The following is a 16,865-nucleotide window of genomic DNA, read 5'->3' as shown; positions in this document are numbered from 1 at the left end:
ATTTTTCAATCGTCTTTTTCATCTCATTTACTCCCCACTACGTCTGAAAAGCTTTTTTCCTGCTCTACATATATAGCGGGCATTTCTTTACTCCAATATTTGCGGTTAACAAATAAAAAGATGAGTACTAAGTTTAATCCTGTTATAAAAATAATAAGTCCTGGAAAGAACGTCGTATAATTTGAGAAATCTGTAAAACTCATTATCTCTTCTTTATTTATTAAAAAAGAAGCACCGATTACAAATGCATTGTTTAACATGTGAATAGCGATTGGCATGAGTAAACTATTCGTACGAATATATACGATTGATAGTACAACGCTAAATACAATTGCACCTAGGAAATCAACATGTAACAATGCAAACAATATTGCTACAACAATGATCGCTATACTCGTTCCCCATTTTGCTGCGAAGCGTTGCAGTAAAAATCCGCGAAAAACAAATTCCCCAATAATTGGTGCGATGAATACGACCATAATAACTTGATAAACGTATCCTCCAGTGCTATCCATAATCGGTTCGCGTAATGCGTTCATAATAAATGTCGGTGTAATCCATGCAAAGCTATACATGTACAAAATAAGATATCCATAACTAAACACGCATAACATGATCGTAATGTATAAAACTTGCACCAGGTTAAATGTTTCATTTCTATTAATAAATAATGAAAATGAAACACGGTGTTTTTTATACTCAAAATAAATCCACGTAATCGGCAGGATATAGAATATAAGAATATTTATAAAAGTAGAATTTTGCATATGAAATGTATTTTCTATCAATTCATTACTGGCTCTTGCAACTACAGTTAATAGTGCAAATACAATTAAAAAATATCTAGCTCGCATCGTTTGAAACGGATTCACACTCATCTCCTCCCCTATGTTACTTTTATCATATCATTTGATTCTTAATTTTTTGAGAAAGAAAACCTTAAAATTTCCTTAAAAATTCCATAAGTTACCGAAAGATGATATGATATTCGAGGAAATTAGGAGGGATTTTTTATGTATGAAGCAAATATTTTGCTCGTTGATGATGAAACAGCAATTTTACAATTACTAACTACCATTCTTGAAAAAGAAGGTTTTTCTCATATTACAACTGCAACATCCGCTGAAATAGCTTTATCTCTCACTCAGCAAAACGATTACGATTTAATTATTTTAGATGTCATGCTTCCTGGACAATCTGGTTTTGATATTTGTCCAATCATTCGTCAAAAAACAGATTGTCCTATCTTCTTCCTCACAGCTAAAACATCTGATTTAGATAAAATATCTGGATTTTCACACGGTGCAGATGATTATATTACGAAGCCATTTAATCCACTTGAAGTGGTAGCTCGTATGAAAGCACAACTCCGAAGACATATGAAGCAAGTTATGCCACACGAACAAAAAGCACAATCCAGTTCATTTGGTAGATTTGAAATTGATCGATATTCCGCAGAGCTTACAGTAAATGGGCGTGTTGTCGAATGTTCCGCCCAGCTATTTCAGCTATTACTCTTCTTTTGCGAGAATCCGAACTACGTATTTTCAAAAGAAGAAATATACGAGAAAGTTTGGGGAGCACCTGCCTATAATGGCGATGACAATACCGTTATGGTCCACATTCGAAAACTACGTGAAAAAATCGAACAAGACCCAAGTAAACCAGAATATATAAAAACCGTTCGCGGGCTTGGCTATAAGTTCATTACAAAGTAGGGTGACGATATGAACTTTAATAAACGACTTATTATCCAGTTTATCATGCAACACGTATTTGTTTTAGTTACATTACTGATTGCTGTAGTAGCTGCATTCACGTATTTAATTTTTCTTGTTACGAGTACTTCATACGAACCGAACATTCCAGATGCTGAAAATTTTATGATTGCAAGATACATCTCTTCAGAAGATGGCAATATTTCGTTAAAAGCTGAAGTAAAAGACTTAATTAAAGAGAAAAATGATTGGATTCAAGTTGTCGAGGAAAACGGAAAAGTTCTCTATCACTTTAATACGCCAAATGACGTACCGACATCTTATACGAAAACATCTTTATTCTCGTATATACAGAATCACATAGAAAGTCCTTATACATTTACATATTGGGAAATTGAATTAGAAGAAAAAAACGTACTTGTTATTTACGGCGGCATGTTAAAAAGCAATGCACTACTAAAAACAATTCAGAAAACGCACCCTTCTGTATCTACAGATTCATTCGCATTAACAGAAGAAGAAAAACAGTTACTTTCTAAAGAAAAGGCTACTCTTCAAATCTTTAATAGTGGCGGCGAAGAAGTATTCTCCTATCCAAACGGAAAGAAAAAAACGTTTTCTGTTATACAAGCTGCTCTTAATGAAAGGGAACCGTGGAATCATAAAGAAAACACGTCTAGCTTTTACGACACAAATAGCAATCATCTTCTCGTTGTAACTGCCAAAAATGAGTACTACTACCCAGATGATGAAATAGACGATGTATTTGCTAAAAAGTTTCTAATCGGATGCGGATTAATCCTTCTTATCGTATTTGTTTATTTAGTCATTCTTTCTATTTGGTACGGTAATAAATTTGGAAAACCGTTATTACATGCGATGCGCTGGCTTAAAAACATAGCTGGTGGAAAGTACGAAGAGCCTGTTAGTAAAAAAGGAAAACCTATCAGGTTCAGGAAATCTGGTAAAGAAAAATGGTCATTCCGCTTATTTAGTGATGTTACAAATTCACTAGAGCACCTTTCTATTACACTCAAAAAAAATGATGCGATGAGGCAAGTACTGCAGCAAACACGTGAAGAATGGATTACTGGTCTAACGCACGATTTAAAAACACCACTAAGTTCTATATACGGCTACGCATTATTACTAGAATCAAAACAGTATAACTGGACCGATCGTGACATTCAGCAATTTGGCAGCGTTATGAAAGAGAAATCTCAATATATGACCACACTAATTGATGACTTAAGCTTAACGTATCAATTAAAAAATAATAGTCTTCCTGCGCAGCATGTAAACATTGAAATGAATCAATTCGTCCAAAAAGTATTATTACAATTCATTAATAATCCGACACTTCAAAATCAAAATATTGAATTCGTACCAAGCTCAAATAAAATTCAATATTTCATTGAAGAAAAATGGTTCCAGCGTATTATTGAAAACTTACTCGTAAACGCTGTAAAACATAATAATGAAACAACTAATGTCATTGTAAAGCTTTCACAAAATGCTACTTCATTCACACTCTCTATTTCAGATAACGGAAAAGGAATGGATGATAAAACGAAAGAGCTTCTATTTGAGCGATATTACAGAGGAACAAATACAGAAGAAAGCAACATTGGAACTGGACTTGGCCTCGCTATTACAAAACAACTCGTTCATGCTCATAACGGAGCGATTTCTATTGATAGTGAACTAGGAAAAGGAACGACAATTATACTTGTGTTTCCGTTTCGTTCGTAGAAAAGGCGCTATGTGGCGTCTTTTCTTTTTTGGGAGAGTTTAGCGGCATATGAAATGATATAGACCATCTTTCTGAGTTGTTTTAGCAGTATATGAAATTATATCGGCGATTTTGCGAATATATCGGCGCAAATCAAAATATATCGGCTTATCGACAAAAAAACGACAACGCTAACCTACTTCCTCTACTATACAAAGTAAAAATAAAACTATTAACAAATACATTTCTAAACTGTTATACTATAAATAGAAGTATAAACTAACTAAGTTTTGCATAAAATGAAGTAGACGAGGTGCTTCCAACACCCCGTCACTGCAACTAATTACCGCAAGGTGGAAGGTTGCAACTAAAGCTTATTTGCGCTTAGAAGACTTCCCACGCTTCGCAGGCAGACGGGTGGTCTTCTTTTTGCGCTTTTTTGTCGTTAATTTCTTAAATCCCATAACTATACCTTCTCTAGCTATAGTTTTTGTGATTTCCAACAAAATTTGCAAAAGAAATTCCATACAATTACACCTCCTTTCTTCACCAAATGAAGAAAGGGCATAACCTTCCACCCGCAATATTTAATTGCTATTTTATTTTACCATTTTCAAATGTATTACATATAAAGCAATACAAATTTAACAATCCACTCATAAAAAATAACCTTTCATAACTCACTATGAAAGGTCACTCCATATTTCAGCTATTTTCCTACCAATACAAACACATTCTCATCAGGTGCTTCCATTACCGCAACATGTCCTGATTCTGTTGGAAATGGTTCGCGAATCCATTTTATATCTTTATTATCTTTTAAACTTTCATACGTTTGGTGCACATCTTCTACCAATACTTCGACTTCTATAAAATTAATATCCGGATGATTGCTTATTACTAACTCTGAACTTTTCTCATCTGGAAACTTCAATCCTATTAGCGTCCAAATAGCCCCTTCTTCTAATTCTCTTTCTATAACCCAGTTTTGCTCCATTCCCATTTCTTTATAAAAAGAAACGGATTTTTCTATATCCTTCGTATGTATAGATACACATTCTAGTTTTTGAAACATATCCCCACTCTCCCTTTATAAAAAAGCGAACCATTTCTCAATGACTCGCTCTCAATCTATTATTTCTTCTTCACCGGTATCCAAAGTTCAATTTGAGCGAACTCACTTTTATCTGCATGGGAACGCTCATCGTATAGCTCAAACTCATTAACGCCGCAATGTTCGTATCCTGAATGCGGGAACCACTCTGAGAATACTGCATTCCACGTTTGGTGAATAGACGATACCATTTCTTCATGAGGAACTTTCGGCGTTGTAAATACCGCATATGTTGCTGCCGGGAACGTGCGCTTTGCAATTTCATTTGGTACATTTTCAAAGTCTGTGACTTCCATTCCGATAATATAAGTGAAGTCCCCTGTTTCTAAATTAAAATCAGTACATAATCCAAGCTCTACCCATTGGCTCGTATCTTTACGATTCGGAATTGTCGTTCCAAGATCTTTTTGTAAATATTCTTGCCAAAATGCTGGAATGTCTTGATGGTTCTTCCCTTCTTTACTTGTCGTCTTCAGTTCATAACCCGCCACTAAAAATTCCGGTTTATTTACAATACGATATTCCATTTGTATGCCTCCTAAATACGGATTTAATTTTCTTTGCTTTACATTCACGCTGTAATACATCGGTGTTTCTATTTCCTGCTTTCGATATTCACTCGGTGTCATTTGAAACAATTTTTTAAAGGCTCTCGTGAACGTTTCGTGAGATTGAAAGCCATGTTCAAATGCGATATCAATAATTTTTTCATCCGTATGAGAAAGTTGATAAGCTGCCCGGGCTAACCTCCTCTTCCGAACATACTCCATTACCGTATCACCTACTAACGCCTGGAATACACGATGAAAATGCGACTCAGAAAAACCTGCAATGCGAGCTAACTTACGCAGCGTCTGTTTTTCCATTACATCTTCCTCGATATAATCAATGGACCTTTGAATTTGTGTTTCATAGCTTTCCATCTCTGTTCACCCGCCTTATATGTATTATGATAAAAGAGAATCTTATCCAATTCTTGACGTTTTTTACTATAATTCCATAAAAAATTGTAACTTTTTTATATGTTTTTCGTTGTTATGTGTGAAGGGAGGGAAATGTAGTGAAACGTAAACAATCATTAGAAGAAATTTATTCAGAACATATGCAAGATTTATTTCGCTATCTTCTCTCCCTAACCGGAGATTCCCATTTTGCTGAAGATCTCATGCAAGAAACCTTTTATCGCATGCTCGTCCATATTGACTATTATAAAGGCGAAGAAATTAGACCGTGGTTATTTACAATTGCCTACAACGCCTTTATCGATTGGTATCGAAAAGAAAAAAGATATAAAACGACGACAATTACAGAATTCCATTTACCAAACGTGCCAAGTACAGAGCACTCTTATTTCATAAAACATGAGATTGCTAGTTGGTTAGAAGGTTTATCTTCTCTTCCGCTTGAAAGACGAAATGTTCTGTTACTACGAGATTACTACGGATTCTCATATAAAGAAATAGCAGAGATGACCGGTCTCTCACTAGCGACAGTGAAAATTGAATTACACCGTGGTCGAAAAGAAATGAAAAGCATAAAGGAGTGATACGGATGGGTTGTACAGAATTTAAAAAACTATGGGAGAAGTACGCAAACGGAACGCTCACGCATGATGAACAGAAACTGTTAGAAAGTCATATTGAGACATGTGAAGAATGCGAGGCTTACTTAGATCAATTGCTTTCAAAAAGTGAAACAATAAAGAAAAAACTACCACCACAAAACCTGAAAGTTCCGTTTTGGAAAATAAAATGGAAACAACGTTGGCAAACCGTTAGCTTTGTCCTTGCCGTTTGTATTGCAATCTATTTTGTTGGTCATTTCTCATCTTCTTTTTACTTCTATAATATGAAAAAATTAGTTGAAGTAAATGAGATTCCAGCACTCGCACTAGAAGCAACAATTCCAAATAGTCGTTCCACTGGAGGCAGTACAAAGATTAAACCCTTTTTCCGTACAGAAATTGAAATGAATTTAGTTAAAACGGTCGGTAAAAAAGAAATGCCAATTGGTACAGTAACAACGCGTAGCTTCTTATCATCTGTAACTGACACAAATCAATCATGGGCAAATAAACCCTATTCCAACAAACTTTCCTTTGTTCATCCAAAAATAAAGCAAGATGATCATTTGAAAGAAATCTCTAAAAAAGTTTGGAGTACACTCGGAAAGATACATGAGGGCACCGTTGCAGAAGTAGCGATATCTTTTGACAAACCTTACACTTTACAAGAATTAGCATCCATTCTATATAGCACATTTGAAGCACAAGAAATGCCGCCCACTCCTATATGGTACGCTTTAGACACAGGGCAAGAAAGAATAGATGAAGAAGATTTCATTCTACATGGCGGAGAGGTTATCGGATTTTCAGAACATATAAATCTCCCTGATAATGAAGCAAAACGACCGAAGACAAAAGAAGATGAAGTAATCGAAATGATGCGTATTCTTTCTACACATAAAGAAACTGTAAGTAAAACTACTCGGATTTCTGAAAAAGAGCTGAACTTAGATAAACGTTATGAGTATGTAAAAGATAACGGCGTAAAAGTATATGGCATTGTCATTACTGGGCCGTCGAAAGAATTGTTAAAATTACAAAACTCACCTCACGTACGTTATGCGACTCTTGGAGATATTGAGGTTTGGAATTGGTTTGATCAGTGATGTGGAAAAAGGAGAGCATCTAGGAGTGATGCTCTCCTTTTTAATCCGAAATCACTTTCACATACATCCCTTTCACCGCTTTTTCATAAGCGCTATCACTCATCTGTCTTATGTTTTCTGACACAACAGACGACGGAACGACTTCCCCCTCACAAAGTAACGGTGGATCAATAAGACGTACTTTATTTTTCTGATACAAATCATAATCGTTTTTATCTTCTTTTACTTTTACATTCGGATGAACTTTGCTTAATAAAGCATGTACTTCTGAATCACTACATTGCTGCAATTTCGAAATTAGATCATCATCTTCAAGAAGAAAATCATCTGCATGAATAACCTTTTTGTGTAGAGCTAACTTTAGCGTTTTTGCTAACATATCATTTCCATAAATATTCATTGGTTGCATAAAGAAATCGATGACTTCTTTGTAATACGTTTCTGTAAACCATTCAGCTATTTCGATATTTTGAAGGACCATTCTCCCCTCTACTGCGATAATATCCTCTAAAAATCTATGAACCTCTTCTAAAGAAATATATCCGTATGTATACATATCTCGTAACGTATAATCCACTCGGTCTGCACATAATTCTGGCGCTGACCTTTCCAGTAACGTCCACTTCGAATCATCTAACAAAATCTCTTCATAGTTATAACCATACTTTGAAAGAATGGCTGGAATTTCTGAATTTTTCACGACAGAACTAAATATTTCTTCATGATAACTTTCATTTTTGTTATCAAAAACGTAATCAATCACATGAGAAAAAGCAGTATGTGATACATCATGCAGTAAACCTGCAATTTGTTCCTCTACTGAGCCACCGAGTTTCTTAATTAACAACATAACGCCAACTGAATGATCAAAGCGCGTTACATTCCATTTCTCATTTATTAAGTAGCTTGCGCCAGTTTGATGAATACCTTTTAACCTTTGCACAGACTTACTTACAATTAATTCTTCTACTACTGGATCCACTTCAAATTCTCCGTATAGCACATCTGATATGATCACTTATAATCCCCCTTTATCTTATAATCGTAACTCTTTTATGAAATCGACACCAACAAAAATATTAAATTAAAATATATTGATTTTAAATTATAAATATTGTATATTATACATGTCTGTTATTTGTTTTAATTCATTTATTTTTATTGAGTGCTCCTTATATGGAGCCTTTTTTATTTGTAAAAATAGAGAGCCATTAGCTCCCTATTACATAAACTTATTCAAACGTAACCTCCACCTGCACAATCTCCGACCTACTTCCAAGTCTTAATGGTGGCCCCCAAAATCCGAAACCAGAAGAAACAATTGCGTGGAATGCACCTTTTTGTACGTATCCCCAGTCTAGTTCGTACATTCTTCTCGTTACAATATGATTCGGCGCCATTTGTCCCCGGTGCGTGTGACCGGATAATAGTAAATCTACGCCAGCATCCGCTGCTTGTTTTAACTCAAAGGGTTGGTGATCCATTGCGATAACTGGCATCGTTTTATCCACTGTACTCATAAGTTTTTCAAAGCTTTGTCGATCGCGTTCTGTTTTATCTCTTCTTCCAACGAGGTAAAAGTCATCTTCAATTGTGATCACTTCATCTAACAAAATACGAATATCAATCTTATCCATCTCCTGTAAAAATTCAGGAACTGCCCGTCCATAATATTCATGGTTTCCTAACACACCATATACGCCTAGTGGAGCTGTCATTTGTTTCATAATATGTCCCATATTTTTTTGAATGAACACACCTGGATGATCATCGATAATATCTCCTGGCAGTAAAATAATATCAGGCTCCATTTCATTTACATGACGAACAAGCCTTTTCAAATGCGAAACGCCAGATAATTTACCGAAATGCATATCAGAAGCCATCGCAATGCGTAAGCTTTTACGTCCCTCTACTTTTTTCGGAATGTGCACCTCATACTTTCTTACTACCGGGCTATATGCATTAAATACTCCGTACGCAAAGATAAAAATAAATGCAGCTAACACAGCTGCCCCTGTCCAAATAATTGCCGCTTCTTTCTCTACTACAAACTGTAAAAGAAAGACTGTAATATTAGCTAACGGCAATAACATAAGCGCGTATTGTATAACCGCAAACCAAATCGAACCTATCGTTCGTAGAAATGGCAAAAACTTAAACACTTGCACGAGAATGTACGCATACGAAATGAAGCCAACAACGAAAGCGTAATATCCCCAAGACTCCCAGCCAAATACGGCATGAAGCCAAACCCAGCCGTTCCAGCCTATGTAAAGCATAAGTAGTGTGTATATAATTAATATCGTAAATATATTAAGATAACGAAGATTCTTCACAACTAGCCTCCTTATTCATTTCTTCTATTATATCTTGTTATGCACTTATAACGTAAATATTAAGCACAGCAATCTTCACAATAAAAACCATTTCTATATTTTAAGTTCATAAACTACTCCCCGACCATTAATCTATACGCACCGCTTCTTCTAATAACAAATTCAACCATTCTTCCATCGTTCCTAGGTCTCTTAAAACTTTCTTATTTCTTAAATGTAATTCTAATACTCTATTCTCTTCATTAATAGCATATATTGTGCCTAAATCCATTGAATCTGCAAAGACAAAATATGATTCAGGAATTTTTTTAGAATCATATAATTGTTGAAAACTCTTTAATTCAAACGGTTGCAAATATTCTTCCTCATCAGAAAGACCACCCACTTTCGGCTGCCCTGCTATACGAACTAAATTCGCTAAAAAGCTTCCGTTCATAAGAGATAGTAGATATTTATATGGTTCTGGAAATACAGTTTCCATCTCATCTTCAAATACTTGAATCTCTTCTTTACTAAGTGGCGGATTAACCACGTTCATCCAATTAACTTTATCTATATTTCCAAATACCCTAGTTCCCGTTCTTACATTTTTTGTGTCTTTCCCATATACAGGTTCCAATTTTTTCATAATAATATTGTGCATACTTTCAACTCTTTTCATACAAACTTAACACTCTAATACACTTAGCTTTCTTTCCATTATTCCCCTCACATATTAAGTACATCAATATAATAGAGCCTATCATCCGTCTGAAAATACATAACAGATCCACGGCTATAATAATTAACAAATTGAACCTGCTCTCCTAGTTCATTACGAAGATTCATATCATGCACATGATTATCGTTTAAATCATAAACAACCAACTTTTTATCTTGCATAATAAATACTACTTTATCTTGAGCAACCGCAAAACTTTTCGACCATGTTTCCCTAGTTAAATTTATTTCATTCCACGACATATGAAATTTTTTATCTTTCATTTGAACTAAAGGAAATTCTGAATAATAATAGAGCCAAACGTCTCCATCTAACACATTCATTGCGTAACAATCATCTATATACGGTATATTATATTTTTCTACATATTGATCATAACTATCAAAAATTAATTGACCTGTAGAATCAAAAGCAACTATACCATTTGCTCCAATTGGGCACTCTCCAAAAATCCCTTCATCACAATAACTAACCCAAATATCTTCATTCACATCAACCTGACAATCTTGAATCCCTTCTCCTGCATAAAACTTAACATATTCACTTCCATCCGGATTATAAATAACTGCATTCTCATCTTTATAATTAAATATAAGCAACCCTCTCTCTCCGATTCGTTGCATACATTGAACAGATTCAACATGAATATCCGCATTTAAATTGAAATTACTTATATTCACATTATTTTTATCTAAATAAATCATACAAGGTCGATTCTGATTGTCTTGTACTAGCAAAATTACATTTTGCTTGTAATCTAAACTCATTTTTTTAATTTGATAGGCTTCAACAATAGACTTAAAACTTATTAACTCTTTACATACGATCTCTTTCATATAGATGAAAATCCTCTCATTAATTCTAAACATATAAATAAGCGTCAAACTTACTTAATCTTAATAAGTTTGACGCTTACTCTCAATTATTATTTTAACTAATACATTTTAATCTCTTAAAGAAGTGATGCACTTCCTCTTCTCATTCAAATAAACCGTTCAGACCGCGGAACAAACTTAAGTGCTCTGCATGGAAGTTTGTATGATTAGACATTCTTTACATAGATAAAAATATAAAAAACTCTGTCCTATTTGAAAAGTTATTCCTCCTGTAAGTCCCCCTTCATTCCCATAATCCTCTCCGGTCAACATAGCCACATAGTTCATACTTTTCGAGCAACAAGGACACGTTGCCTCTATAAAATCGTCTATGTATAGAGGTGCTCCAAGTATTCTACAAATATAGTCTCTTCCCATCGCATCAAAAGCTTGGTCATTTTCATCTTCATCACAAGGGACATCATATTTCTCCATCGTTATTAATTTCATATCATATTTCGGCAAAGGAACTGGTATCTTATCAATTAATTCATACTTCCAATCAAACATCTCACTTTGAGTAATGGTATGTATAGAACGTTCCATTATATTTATTTTGAAATTTTGTATATCTTCATATAAGGAACAATTTAAACAAGTAATTAACGGCAACTCTTTTAATTCTTCTGTCTTAAGTTCCTCTAATCTCGAATCATTCAAATCAAAGGTAAATATTTGATGCGCTTGTTCATTACATTGCGGACATATAGGACCTTCCCAAGTTGCTCCACCAAAATAATGGCTATATCCCTCTTCCCCGCGAATAACTCTAAATCCTAATTTATTCATGCATTTTCCTCCACTTTATAATACGGATAAAAGTTGCTATCCTCAGTTATACTCAATTATAAAATTTCTATTATCAGATATCTCTTCTACAAACTTTTGTTTCTTTTCTAACTTGTATTCTATGCAGAAATCTATTAAATGAGCAGTAGACCAAGTCACATTTCGAACTGGGTTTTTCCTAGTGTTTTCATTTATTTCTCCCATTATTTCCATATCAACAATAACCTTAAGAGTATAATCGTCAAATACCATTCCATTAAGCATCAATGCTGTCAAAATGTTAGCATTATCGATCTCCTCCTTAGTAGGTACTGTTTTCAAATGCAAATCGAATATAACACATAAAGGAAACACGTCTTCCATCAATTCAACAATTTGTCCGAAAAAATATGTTTCATTTGGTAAAGAGATAGAAAATACATCCCCAGCTTTCCATTTTTGTTTTTTAGGTCGTTTCCAAGATTCAATGAACTGTTTATACTCTCTTTTATTCTCAAATGTAAATTCTTCGTCTATAAGCTTATTCACCAAAATCGTAACTTGTAACATTGTCTTTCCATTTGTTGAATATATCTCTACACAATCGCTCTCTGAATCAAAACGGACTTTACCTTTTATTCCCGCTTCTTTAACTTGATTTCGTATAAAAACCATTGCATCATAATTTGTCTCTAAATCTAAAAGCCCAGCTAAATCCTCAAAAATGATATATTCTTTTGAACTAAAATCTGGTATAAACATACGTATTTTTCCGATTTGTAACGTATAATTTAATTCATTGAATAGTACTGATTCCATTTATTCTCTCCTATAACACTCTAACTGTTTTTCATTGAAACTATTTTCTTCTAATAATAAAATCCTCTCATTGATTCTACACATAAAGATTGTAAAAAATGCACCCAAAAATTCAGGTGCATTTTCATTCTCAATGTAGAAACTTCATGTTTTGCTGCTTCATTCTAATCCATAATACGTTCTTCCGCATAACAAACAAATACTTGCTTTTCCGAACGTAAAGATACTAAATAACACTCATCTTCAAAATGCCCTACTATATACCCCATTTCCCCCGCCAGTTCAATTGTTTCTTTATTGAAATATACTCTTGTCCGATCAAAATTTATATGTTTTATGATACTCTCTAACTCATTATCGTTTACTTCTTTTTCAGAGAAAAGGAACATGAGGCTCCCTTCCATACATACAGGAGAAATCACATCGAAAATATCAGTTGCAGGATCATACTGGTTTATTAAAATTGTGCTCTTCACAATCGACTTCTTCCAGTTTAACTCTTTTAATTCTTTTTCCCAAATGTAATTTTGCACCTTTGTTAATTCCTCTTGAACCCCTTCACAATTCACTAAAATATATAAATGAAATTTCGACATCATTGTTTTCATAAATTGTTCCATGCTTGTATCAACATCAACTATATATCTATTAATTATTGATAACAAATTTAAGATTTTATCATTTTCAAAATTATCATGTTCATCTAACACTAGAAAATAGTCGTTCTTTTCTGTTGCAGGTTTGTGTATTTCGATGTATGTGTCCATGTTTTCTCCTTAAAAACAATTTTTATTTACGACTAAATTACCCTGGCATATATAAAGAGAGAAGAGCTTATATTCACTCTTCTCTCTAATATCTTTATCCATCCTTACTCTTTTTCTATATTTCTAAATTGTTACTAGCAATTGTTAATAATGCACCATCATATTGAATAAATGCACACGCCGATGAGGGGACTAATGTAATTTTCGGAACAAAACAATTCCCCATTACATACTCTATAATCTTATTTTGATTTAATTTTTTTAATTTAGTATCAACCTTTTCTCCCAAACAAATTATAGCTAACGTGTTTTCTATACTTACACTATAAAATAATTTGATAATATAAAGTACTTCTTTCTTTTGTATAGATTCAAAAACAAAGAAAACATTATCCCTGCCAAAGTCTAGCATCTTATAAAAAATATTTTTAGAATCGACTTCCTTTTTAAAATGTAATATTTCTGATTTACTTACATGTATAATGAATTGACGAATCCTCTGTTGAAAAAGCAAATTCAAATTATCAATATTAAAATCATCATTATTATGTAAATCCGTTTCATATATATCAGTAAAATCATTCACCCGATATATATTACTATCTTCTATACACTGAACTTTTTTGAATTCAAAGTTCATTTTAGTCCTCCTTATTCAGTTCTAAGCTATAAAGCGCAAAGTATTATTCAAGAGAATCTCCAAATATATCAATCCATTCCTCTAAAACTCTACCAAAATCATTAATATTATCCTGTTCATCAAAGCCTTTTTCAATTAACTCATCTGCCAAAATGTCTCTCAACTCATGGATGATTTCAATTTCTAACATACGAAAGTCTTTACAATCTACAATCCATAATAGTTCAGGTGCCTTTCTCCTTACTATCTGCTGCAATAATTCTTTTGTATCCTGCTTAAAATTATACAAGTTGACTTTTCCTTTCTATAAACAACGGCGAACTCCTCAAAGAGATTCCTCTTTTCATCTTATAATACGTTTCAACAATTACTAGCTATATTTTAAAATATTATGAACCTGTAATATTTAGAGGGATAGTTATAAAAAAGCATTGTGATTACTACCACAATGCTTTTTTATAACTGCAAATTTATTTTATAATATCAAATTCAATTATGCCTGTGGACTTAAACCTCTCAATTATATGTTTCTCTTTATTATCTATACAACAAAAAAACACATGAACAGGGGTTGGAAAAGTTATTAACTCCCCATATTCCCTACCTTCTGCCCACTCCATACACGTATCAGACAATATATTTATTAACACTTCAAAATTCTCATTGTCATTCACCAACAATTTATCTGTTTTACTAATCAAAATTACATATTGCTCAGATGTTAACCAACTTAAATCGTTTATACACTCATCAAAAGCATTCCAGTTACCACCGAAATAATCTGGGAAATTCATTTTCTTTGAGAATTCGCTAAATAACCCATTCATATCCATACATTTACTACCATCAATAGATATTAATTGGATATTCTCTTCTATTCTTAAATGTTTAGAATGATTAAATTCATTTATAAATAGTAAATGTATAAATGGAGGAGTTAACGATTTTATTTTATTATCAATTCGCATGATCTTATCATCCTTTTTACGTGGTAATTGAACAAAAGTTTTATAATGATTTTTTGTATAATATGCTTTTCAATTTTGACCAATTACAATCCTTTGCTAGACATACGCACCTGTAAAGTATACATATTGCCGAGGTCCATTTCCACTAATAACGGATTAATATTATCCTCTACACTATCCTATCAATAATTGACACATAAAAAAGCACACAATCCATTCACAAAAGTGAACGTTGTGCGCCTTCATTTCTCATTCTATTTCATTTATTTCTTCAACTTATCCGCCTTCGCAATAAATTGTGCTGCTTCCGCACGACTTACCGCTTTATTTGGAGCCCAGCCATTATCTGTTCCAATTGAAATCTTTTCTTGGATTAAAATATTGGCATACTTCGCACCCCAATGATTGTTTAAGTCAGCAAATTCTTTCGGTAGTTTTATATTTTCATTTCTTTCTAATTTATATGCATTTACTAACATAGAAGCCATTGATGCACGGTTAATTAACCCGCCCGGATTAAAGTTTCCCTTCTCATCACCTTTTACAATACCTGCTTTTTCAACAGCAGCAATATACGGCGTTGCCCAGTGATTTTGTGCATCAGGGAATGATGGCTTTGCATCTTTCTTAATTTCTAATCCTAAAACAGTTGCTACTATTTTTGCAGCGGAACTACGATCAATATTTTCAGCTGGTGCAAATGTACCATCTGGCTTACCGTGTACTGCTTCTTTATCTACTAAATATTGAACTGATTCTTGTGCCCATGCTGGTACGTCAGAGAATTTAGGCTTCTGTTCAATTGCACTCGCATCGATTTCAAACTGTACTTGATATGTATGATCATATTTAATTGCTGGAATTAATATATGCATTTGCATATTATATTTTTTCGAAAACTCATCAATTTCAAATTGAACAACTTTCGTACCGTTATTTGCTTTATCTTCGGAAATTACTTTTACATCATGGAATGTCCCTACTTTATTCGTATCTTCTACTCTAAGATACTGGAAATAGCTACTATCTTGAACTGTTAACGTAACGATTTTTTTATCACCTTGAATGGTTACTTTTGCATTTTTTAAATATGTAGACGCAACAGATGTATCATTCGTTTGATCTTTATAAGTCTTTAAAATAACGTCATACGTGCCATCTGCTAATTTGCTAGCTGCTTTCATTTCTACTACCGCTTCTGCTTTCGCAATCGGTGCCATCATACCGCTAAATGGAACTGCTAACGTTGCTGCTATAACAAATGCATTCATATATTTTTTCTTAATCATTATCAATATGACATCTCCCTTTATATAAATATACTTAACACAACTATCATATTGATAATGATTATCAATGTCAAATAAAAATAATACTATTATTTCCTACATAAGTACGCTTTACGCTCATTTTTAAAAAGTAAATAATGCGCGGTATGAACTTTCCTCTCTAAATAATCGATAGAATACGAGCTTGATGGATCCACTAAATCACCTATCGCTCCTGAAAGGTGATCAATGACTTGCTGCAAAATCTCTAAGTTTTTCTTCTCACTTTCCGTATTCATTTCATCCATAATGTCACAAATAAGATATTGTACTCGCCGCAAACGTAATTCCTTCTGTTCCACTTATATCTCCTCCTTATTAGTCATATTACGGTTTAAATATATGGCACCATAGCTTAACCAATGCTAAAAAATAGAAAGGCAACCATCTTCATAAAGATGGTTGC

General features: G+C 33.5%; 20 protein-coding genes. 4 read left to right on the top strand and 16 right to left on the bottom strand.

What is annotated here, in order from left to right:
- Window positions 1–23: 23 nt before the first annotated feature.
- Window positions 24–872 (bottom strand): CPBP family intramembrane glutamic endopeptidase, encoded by an 849-nt coding sequence (locus ACTFR9_RS19880; protein WP_001067975.1) that lies wholly within the window; start codon window positions 870–872, stop codon window positions 24–26.
- 141 nt (window positions 873–1,013) lie between these two features.
- Between ACTFR9_RS19880 and ACTFR9_RS19875 the strand changes: the two genes are divergently transcribed.
- Window positions 1,014–1,718, top strand: coding sequence for a response regulator transcription factor (locus tag ACTFR9_RS19875; RefSeq protein ID WP_000272687.1), 705 nt, complete (start codon window positions 1,014–1,016; stop codon window positions 1,716–1,718).
- A gap of 9 nt (window positions 1,719–1,727) precedes the next feature.
- Complete coding sequence (locus tag ACTFR9_RS19870) at window positions 1,728–3,470, top strand: sensor histidine kinase (protein ID WP_229136463.1); 1,743 nt, start codon at window positions 1,728–1,730, stop codon at window positions 3,468–3,470.
- Between the two features lie 354 nt (window positions 3,471–3,824).
- On the opposite strand, the gene ACTFR9_RS19865 is transcribed toward ACTFR9_RS19870, so the two are convergent.
- The 3 genes from ACTFR9_RS19865 to ACTFR9_RS19855 all read right to left on the bottom strand — a co-directional run bounded on the left by ACTFR9_RS19865 (window position 3,825) and on the right by ACTFR9_RS19855 (window position 5,487).
- Window positions 3,825–3,977 (bottom strand): hypothetical protein, encoded by a 153-nt coding sequence (locus ACTFR9_RS19865; protein WP_000394952.1) that lies wholly within the window; start codon window positions 3,975–3,977, stop codon window positions 3,825–3,827.
- Window positions 3,978–4,159: 182 nt separating this feature from the next.
- Entirely contained in the window at window positions 4,160–4,525 is a 366-nt protein-coding gene (locus ACTFR9_RS19860) for a VOC family protein (RefSeq protein ID WP_002157379.1), read from the bottom strand.
- A gap of 59 nt (window positions 4,526–4,584) precedes the next feature.
- Window positions 4,585–5,487: an AraC family transcriptional regulator gene (locus ACTFR9_RS19855; protein WP_000446820.1), complete on the bottom strand. Its 903-nt coding sequence runs from the start codon at window positions 5,485–5,487 to the stop codon at window positions 4,585–4,587.
- 137 nt (window positions 5,488–5,624) lie between these two features.
- On the opposite strand from ACTFR9_RS19855, the gene ACTFR9_RS19850 reads away from it, so the two are divergent.
- Window positions 5,625–6,110, top strand: coding sequence for an RNA polymerase sigma factor (locus tag ACTFR9_RS19850; RefSeq protein ID WP_229136461.1), 486 nt, complete (start codon window positions 5,625–5,627; stop codon window positions 6,108–6,110).
- 5 nt (window positions 6,111–6,115) lie between these two features.
- The gene (locus ACTFR9_RS19845; RefSeq protein ID WP_229136459.1) at window positions 6,116–7,234 is read left to right on the top strand and encodes an anti-sigma factor; all 1,119 of its coding nucleotides are present in this window, start codon (window positions 6,116–6,118) and stop codon (window positions 7,232–7,234) included.
- Between the two features lie 40 nt (window positions 7,235–7,274).
- Here the strand turns inward: ACTFR9_RS19845 and ACTFR9_RS19840 are convergent, their stop codons facing one another.
- The 12 genes from ACTFR9_RS19840 to ACTFR9_RS19785 form a co-directional block, all read right to left on the bottom strand.
- On the bottom strand, window positions 7,275–8,252 hold the full coding sequence (locus ACTFR9_RS19840) for an HD domain-containing protein (RefSeq protein ID WP_229136458.1): 978 nt from the start codon (window positions 8,250–8,252) through the stop codon (window positions 7,275–7,277).
- Window positions 8,253–8,466: 214 nt separating this feature from the next.
- Window positions 8,467–9,573: a metallophosphoesterase gene (locus tag ACTFR9_RS19835; RefSeq protein ID WP_229136456.1), complete on the bottom strand. Its 1,107-nt coding sequence runs from the start codon at window positions 9,571–9,573 to the stop codon at window positions 8,467–8,469.
- A gap of 127 nt (window positions 9,574–9,700) precedes the next feature.
- On the bottom strand, window positions 9,701–10,216 hold the full coding sequence (locus tag ACTFR9_RS19830) for an SMI1/KNR4 family protein (protein ID WP_229136455.1): 516 nt from the start codon (window positions 10,214–10,216) through the stop codon (window positions 9,701–9,703).
- Window positions 10,217–10,281: 65 nt separating this feature from the next.
- Entirely contained in the window at window positions 10,282–11,130 is an 849-nt protein-coding gene (locus ACTFR9_RS19825; RefSeq protein ID WP_229136454.1) for a hypothetical protein, read from the bottom strand.
- Window positions 11,131–11,307: 177 nt separating this feature from the next.
- Complete coding sequence (locus tag ACTFR9_RS19820; protein ID WP_001037223.1) at window positions 11,308–11,958, bottom strand: hypothetical protein; 651 nt, start codon at window positions 11,956–11,958, stop codon at window positions 11,308–11,310.
- Between the two features lie 42 nt (window positions 11,959–12,000).
- Window positions 12,001–12,756 carry an Imm26 family immunity protein gene (locus ACTFR9_RS19815; protein ID WP_000446713.1) on the bottom strand — a complete coding sequence of 252 codons (756 nt, stop codon included), beginning with the start codon at window positions 12,754–12,756 and terminating at the stop codon, window positions 12,001–12,003.
- A 164-nt stretch (window positions 12,757–12,920) separates the two neighbouring features.
- Complete coding sequence (locus tag ACTFR9_RS19810) at window positions 12,921–13,523, bottom strand: hypothetical protein (RefSeq protein ID WP_229136453.1); 603 nt, start codon at window positions 13,521–13,523, stop codon at window positions 12,921–12,923.
- A 115-nt stretch (window positions 13,524–13,638) separates the two neighbouring features.
- On the bottom strand, window positions 13,639–14,163 hold the full coding sequence (locus ACTFR9_RS19805) for a hypothetical protein (RefSeq protein WP_001008521.1): 525 nt from the start codon (window positions 14,161–14,163) through the stop codon (window positions 13,639–13,641).
- A 43-nt stretch (window positions 14,164–14,206) separates the two neighbouring features.
- A complete protein-coding gene (locus tag ACTFR9_RS19800) occupies window positions 14,207–14,452 on the bottom strand; it encodes a hypothetical protein (RefSeq protein ID WP_000282232.1) in 246 nt (81 codons plus the stop codon).
- A 181-nt stretch (window positions 14,453–14,633) separates the two neighbouring features.
- A complete protein-coding gene (locus tag ACTFR9_RS19795; RefSeq protein ID WP_048557258.1) occupies window positions 14,634–15,131 on the bottom strand; it encodes a barstar family protein in 498 nt (165 codons plus the stop codon).
- A 263-nt stretch (window positions 15,132–15,394) separates the two neighbouring features.
- Window positions 15,395–16,420: an S-layer homology domain-containing protein gene (locus ACTFR9_RS19790; protein WP_229136452.1), complete on the bottom strand. Its 1,026-nt coding sequence runs from the start codon at window positions 16,418–16,420 to the stop codon at window positions 15,395–15,397.
- Window positions 16,421–16,509: 89 nt separating this feature from the next.
- The gene (locus ACTFR9_RS19785) at window positions 16,510–16,761 is read right to left on the bottom strand and encodes a hypothetical protein (RefSeq protein ID WP_000435479.1); all 252 of its coding nucleotides are present in this window, start codon (window positions 16,759–16,761) and stop codon (window positions 16,510–16,512) included.
- Between the last annotated feature and the right edge of the window lie 104 nt (window positions 16,762–16,865).

It is taken from the genome of Bacillus cereus group sp. MYBK222-1 (genome assembly GCF_051916425.1).
GTDB classification, from domain to species: Bacteria; Bacillota; Bacilli; order Bacillales; family Bacillaceae_G; genus Bacillus_A; species Bacillus_A paranthracis.
The sequence above is the reverse complement of the archived record's forward strand: the minus strand, read 5'-3'. Positions and strand labels throughout refer to the sequence as shown.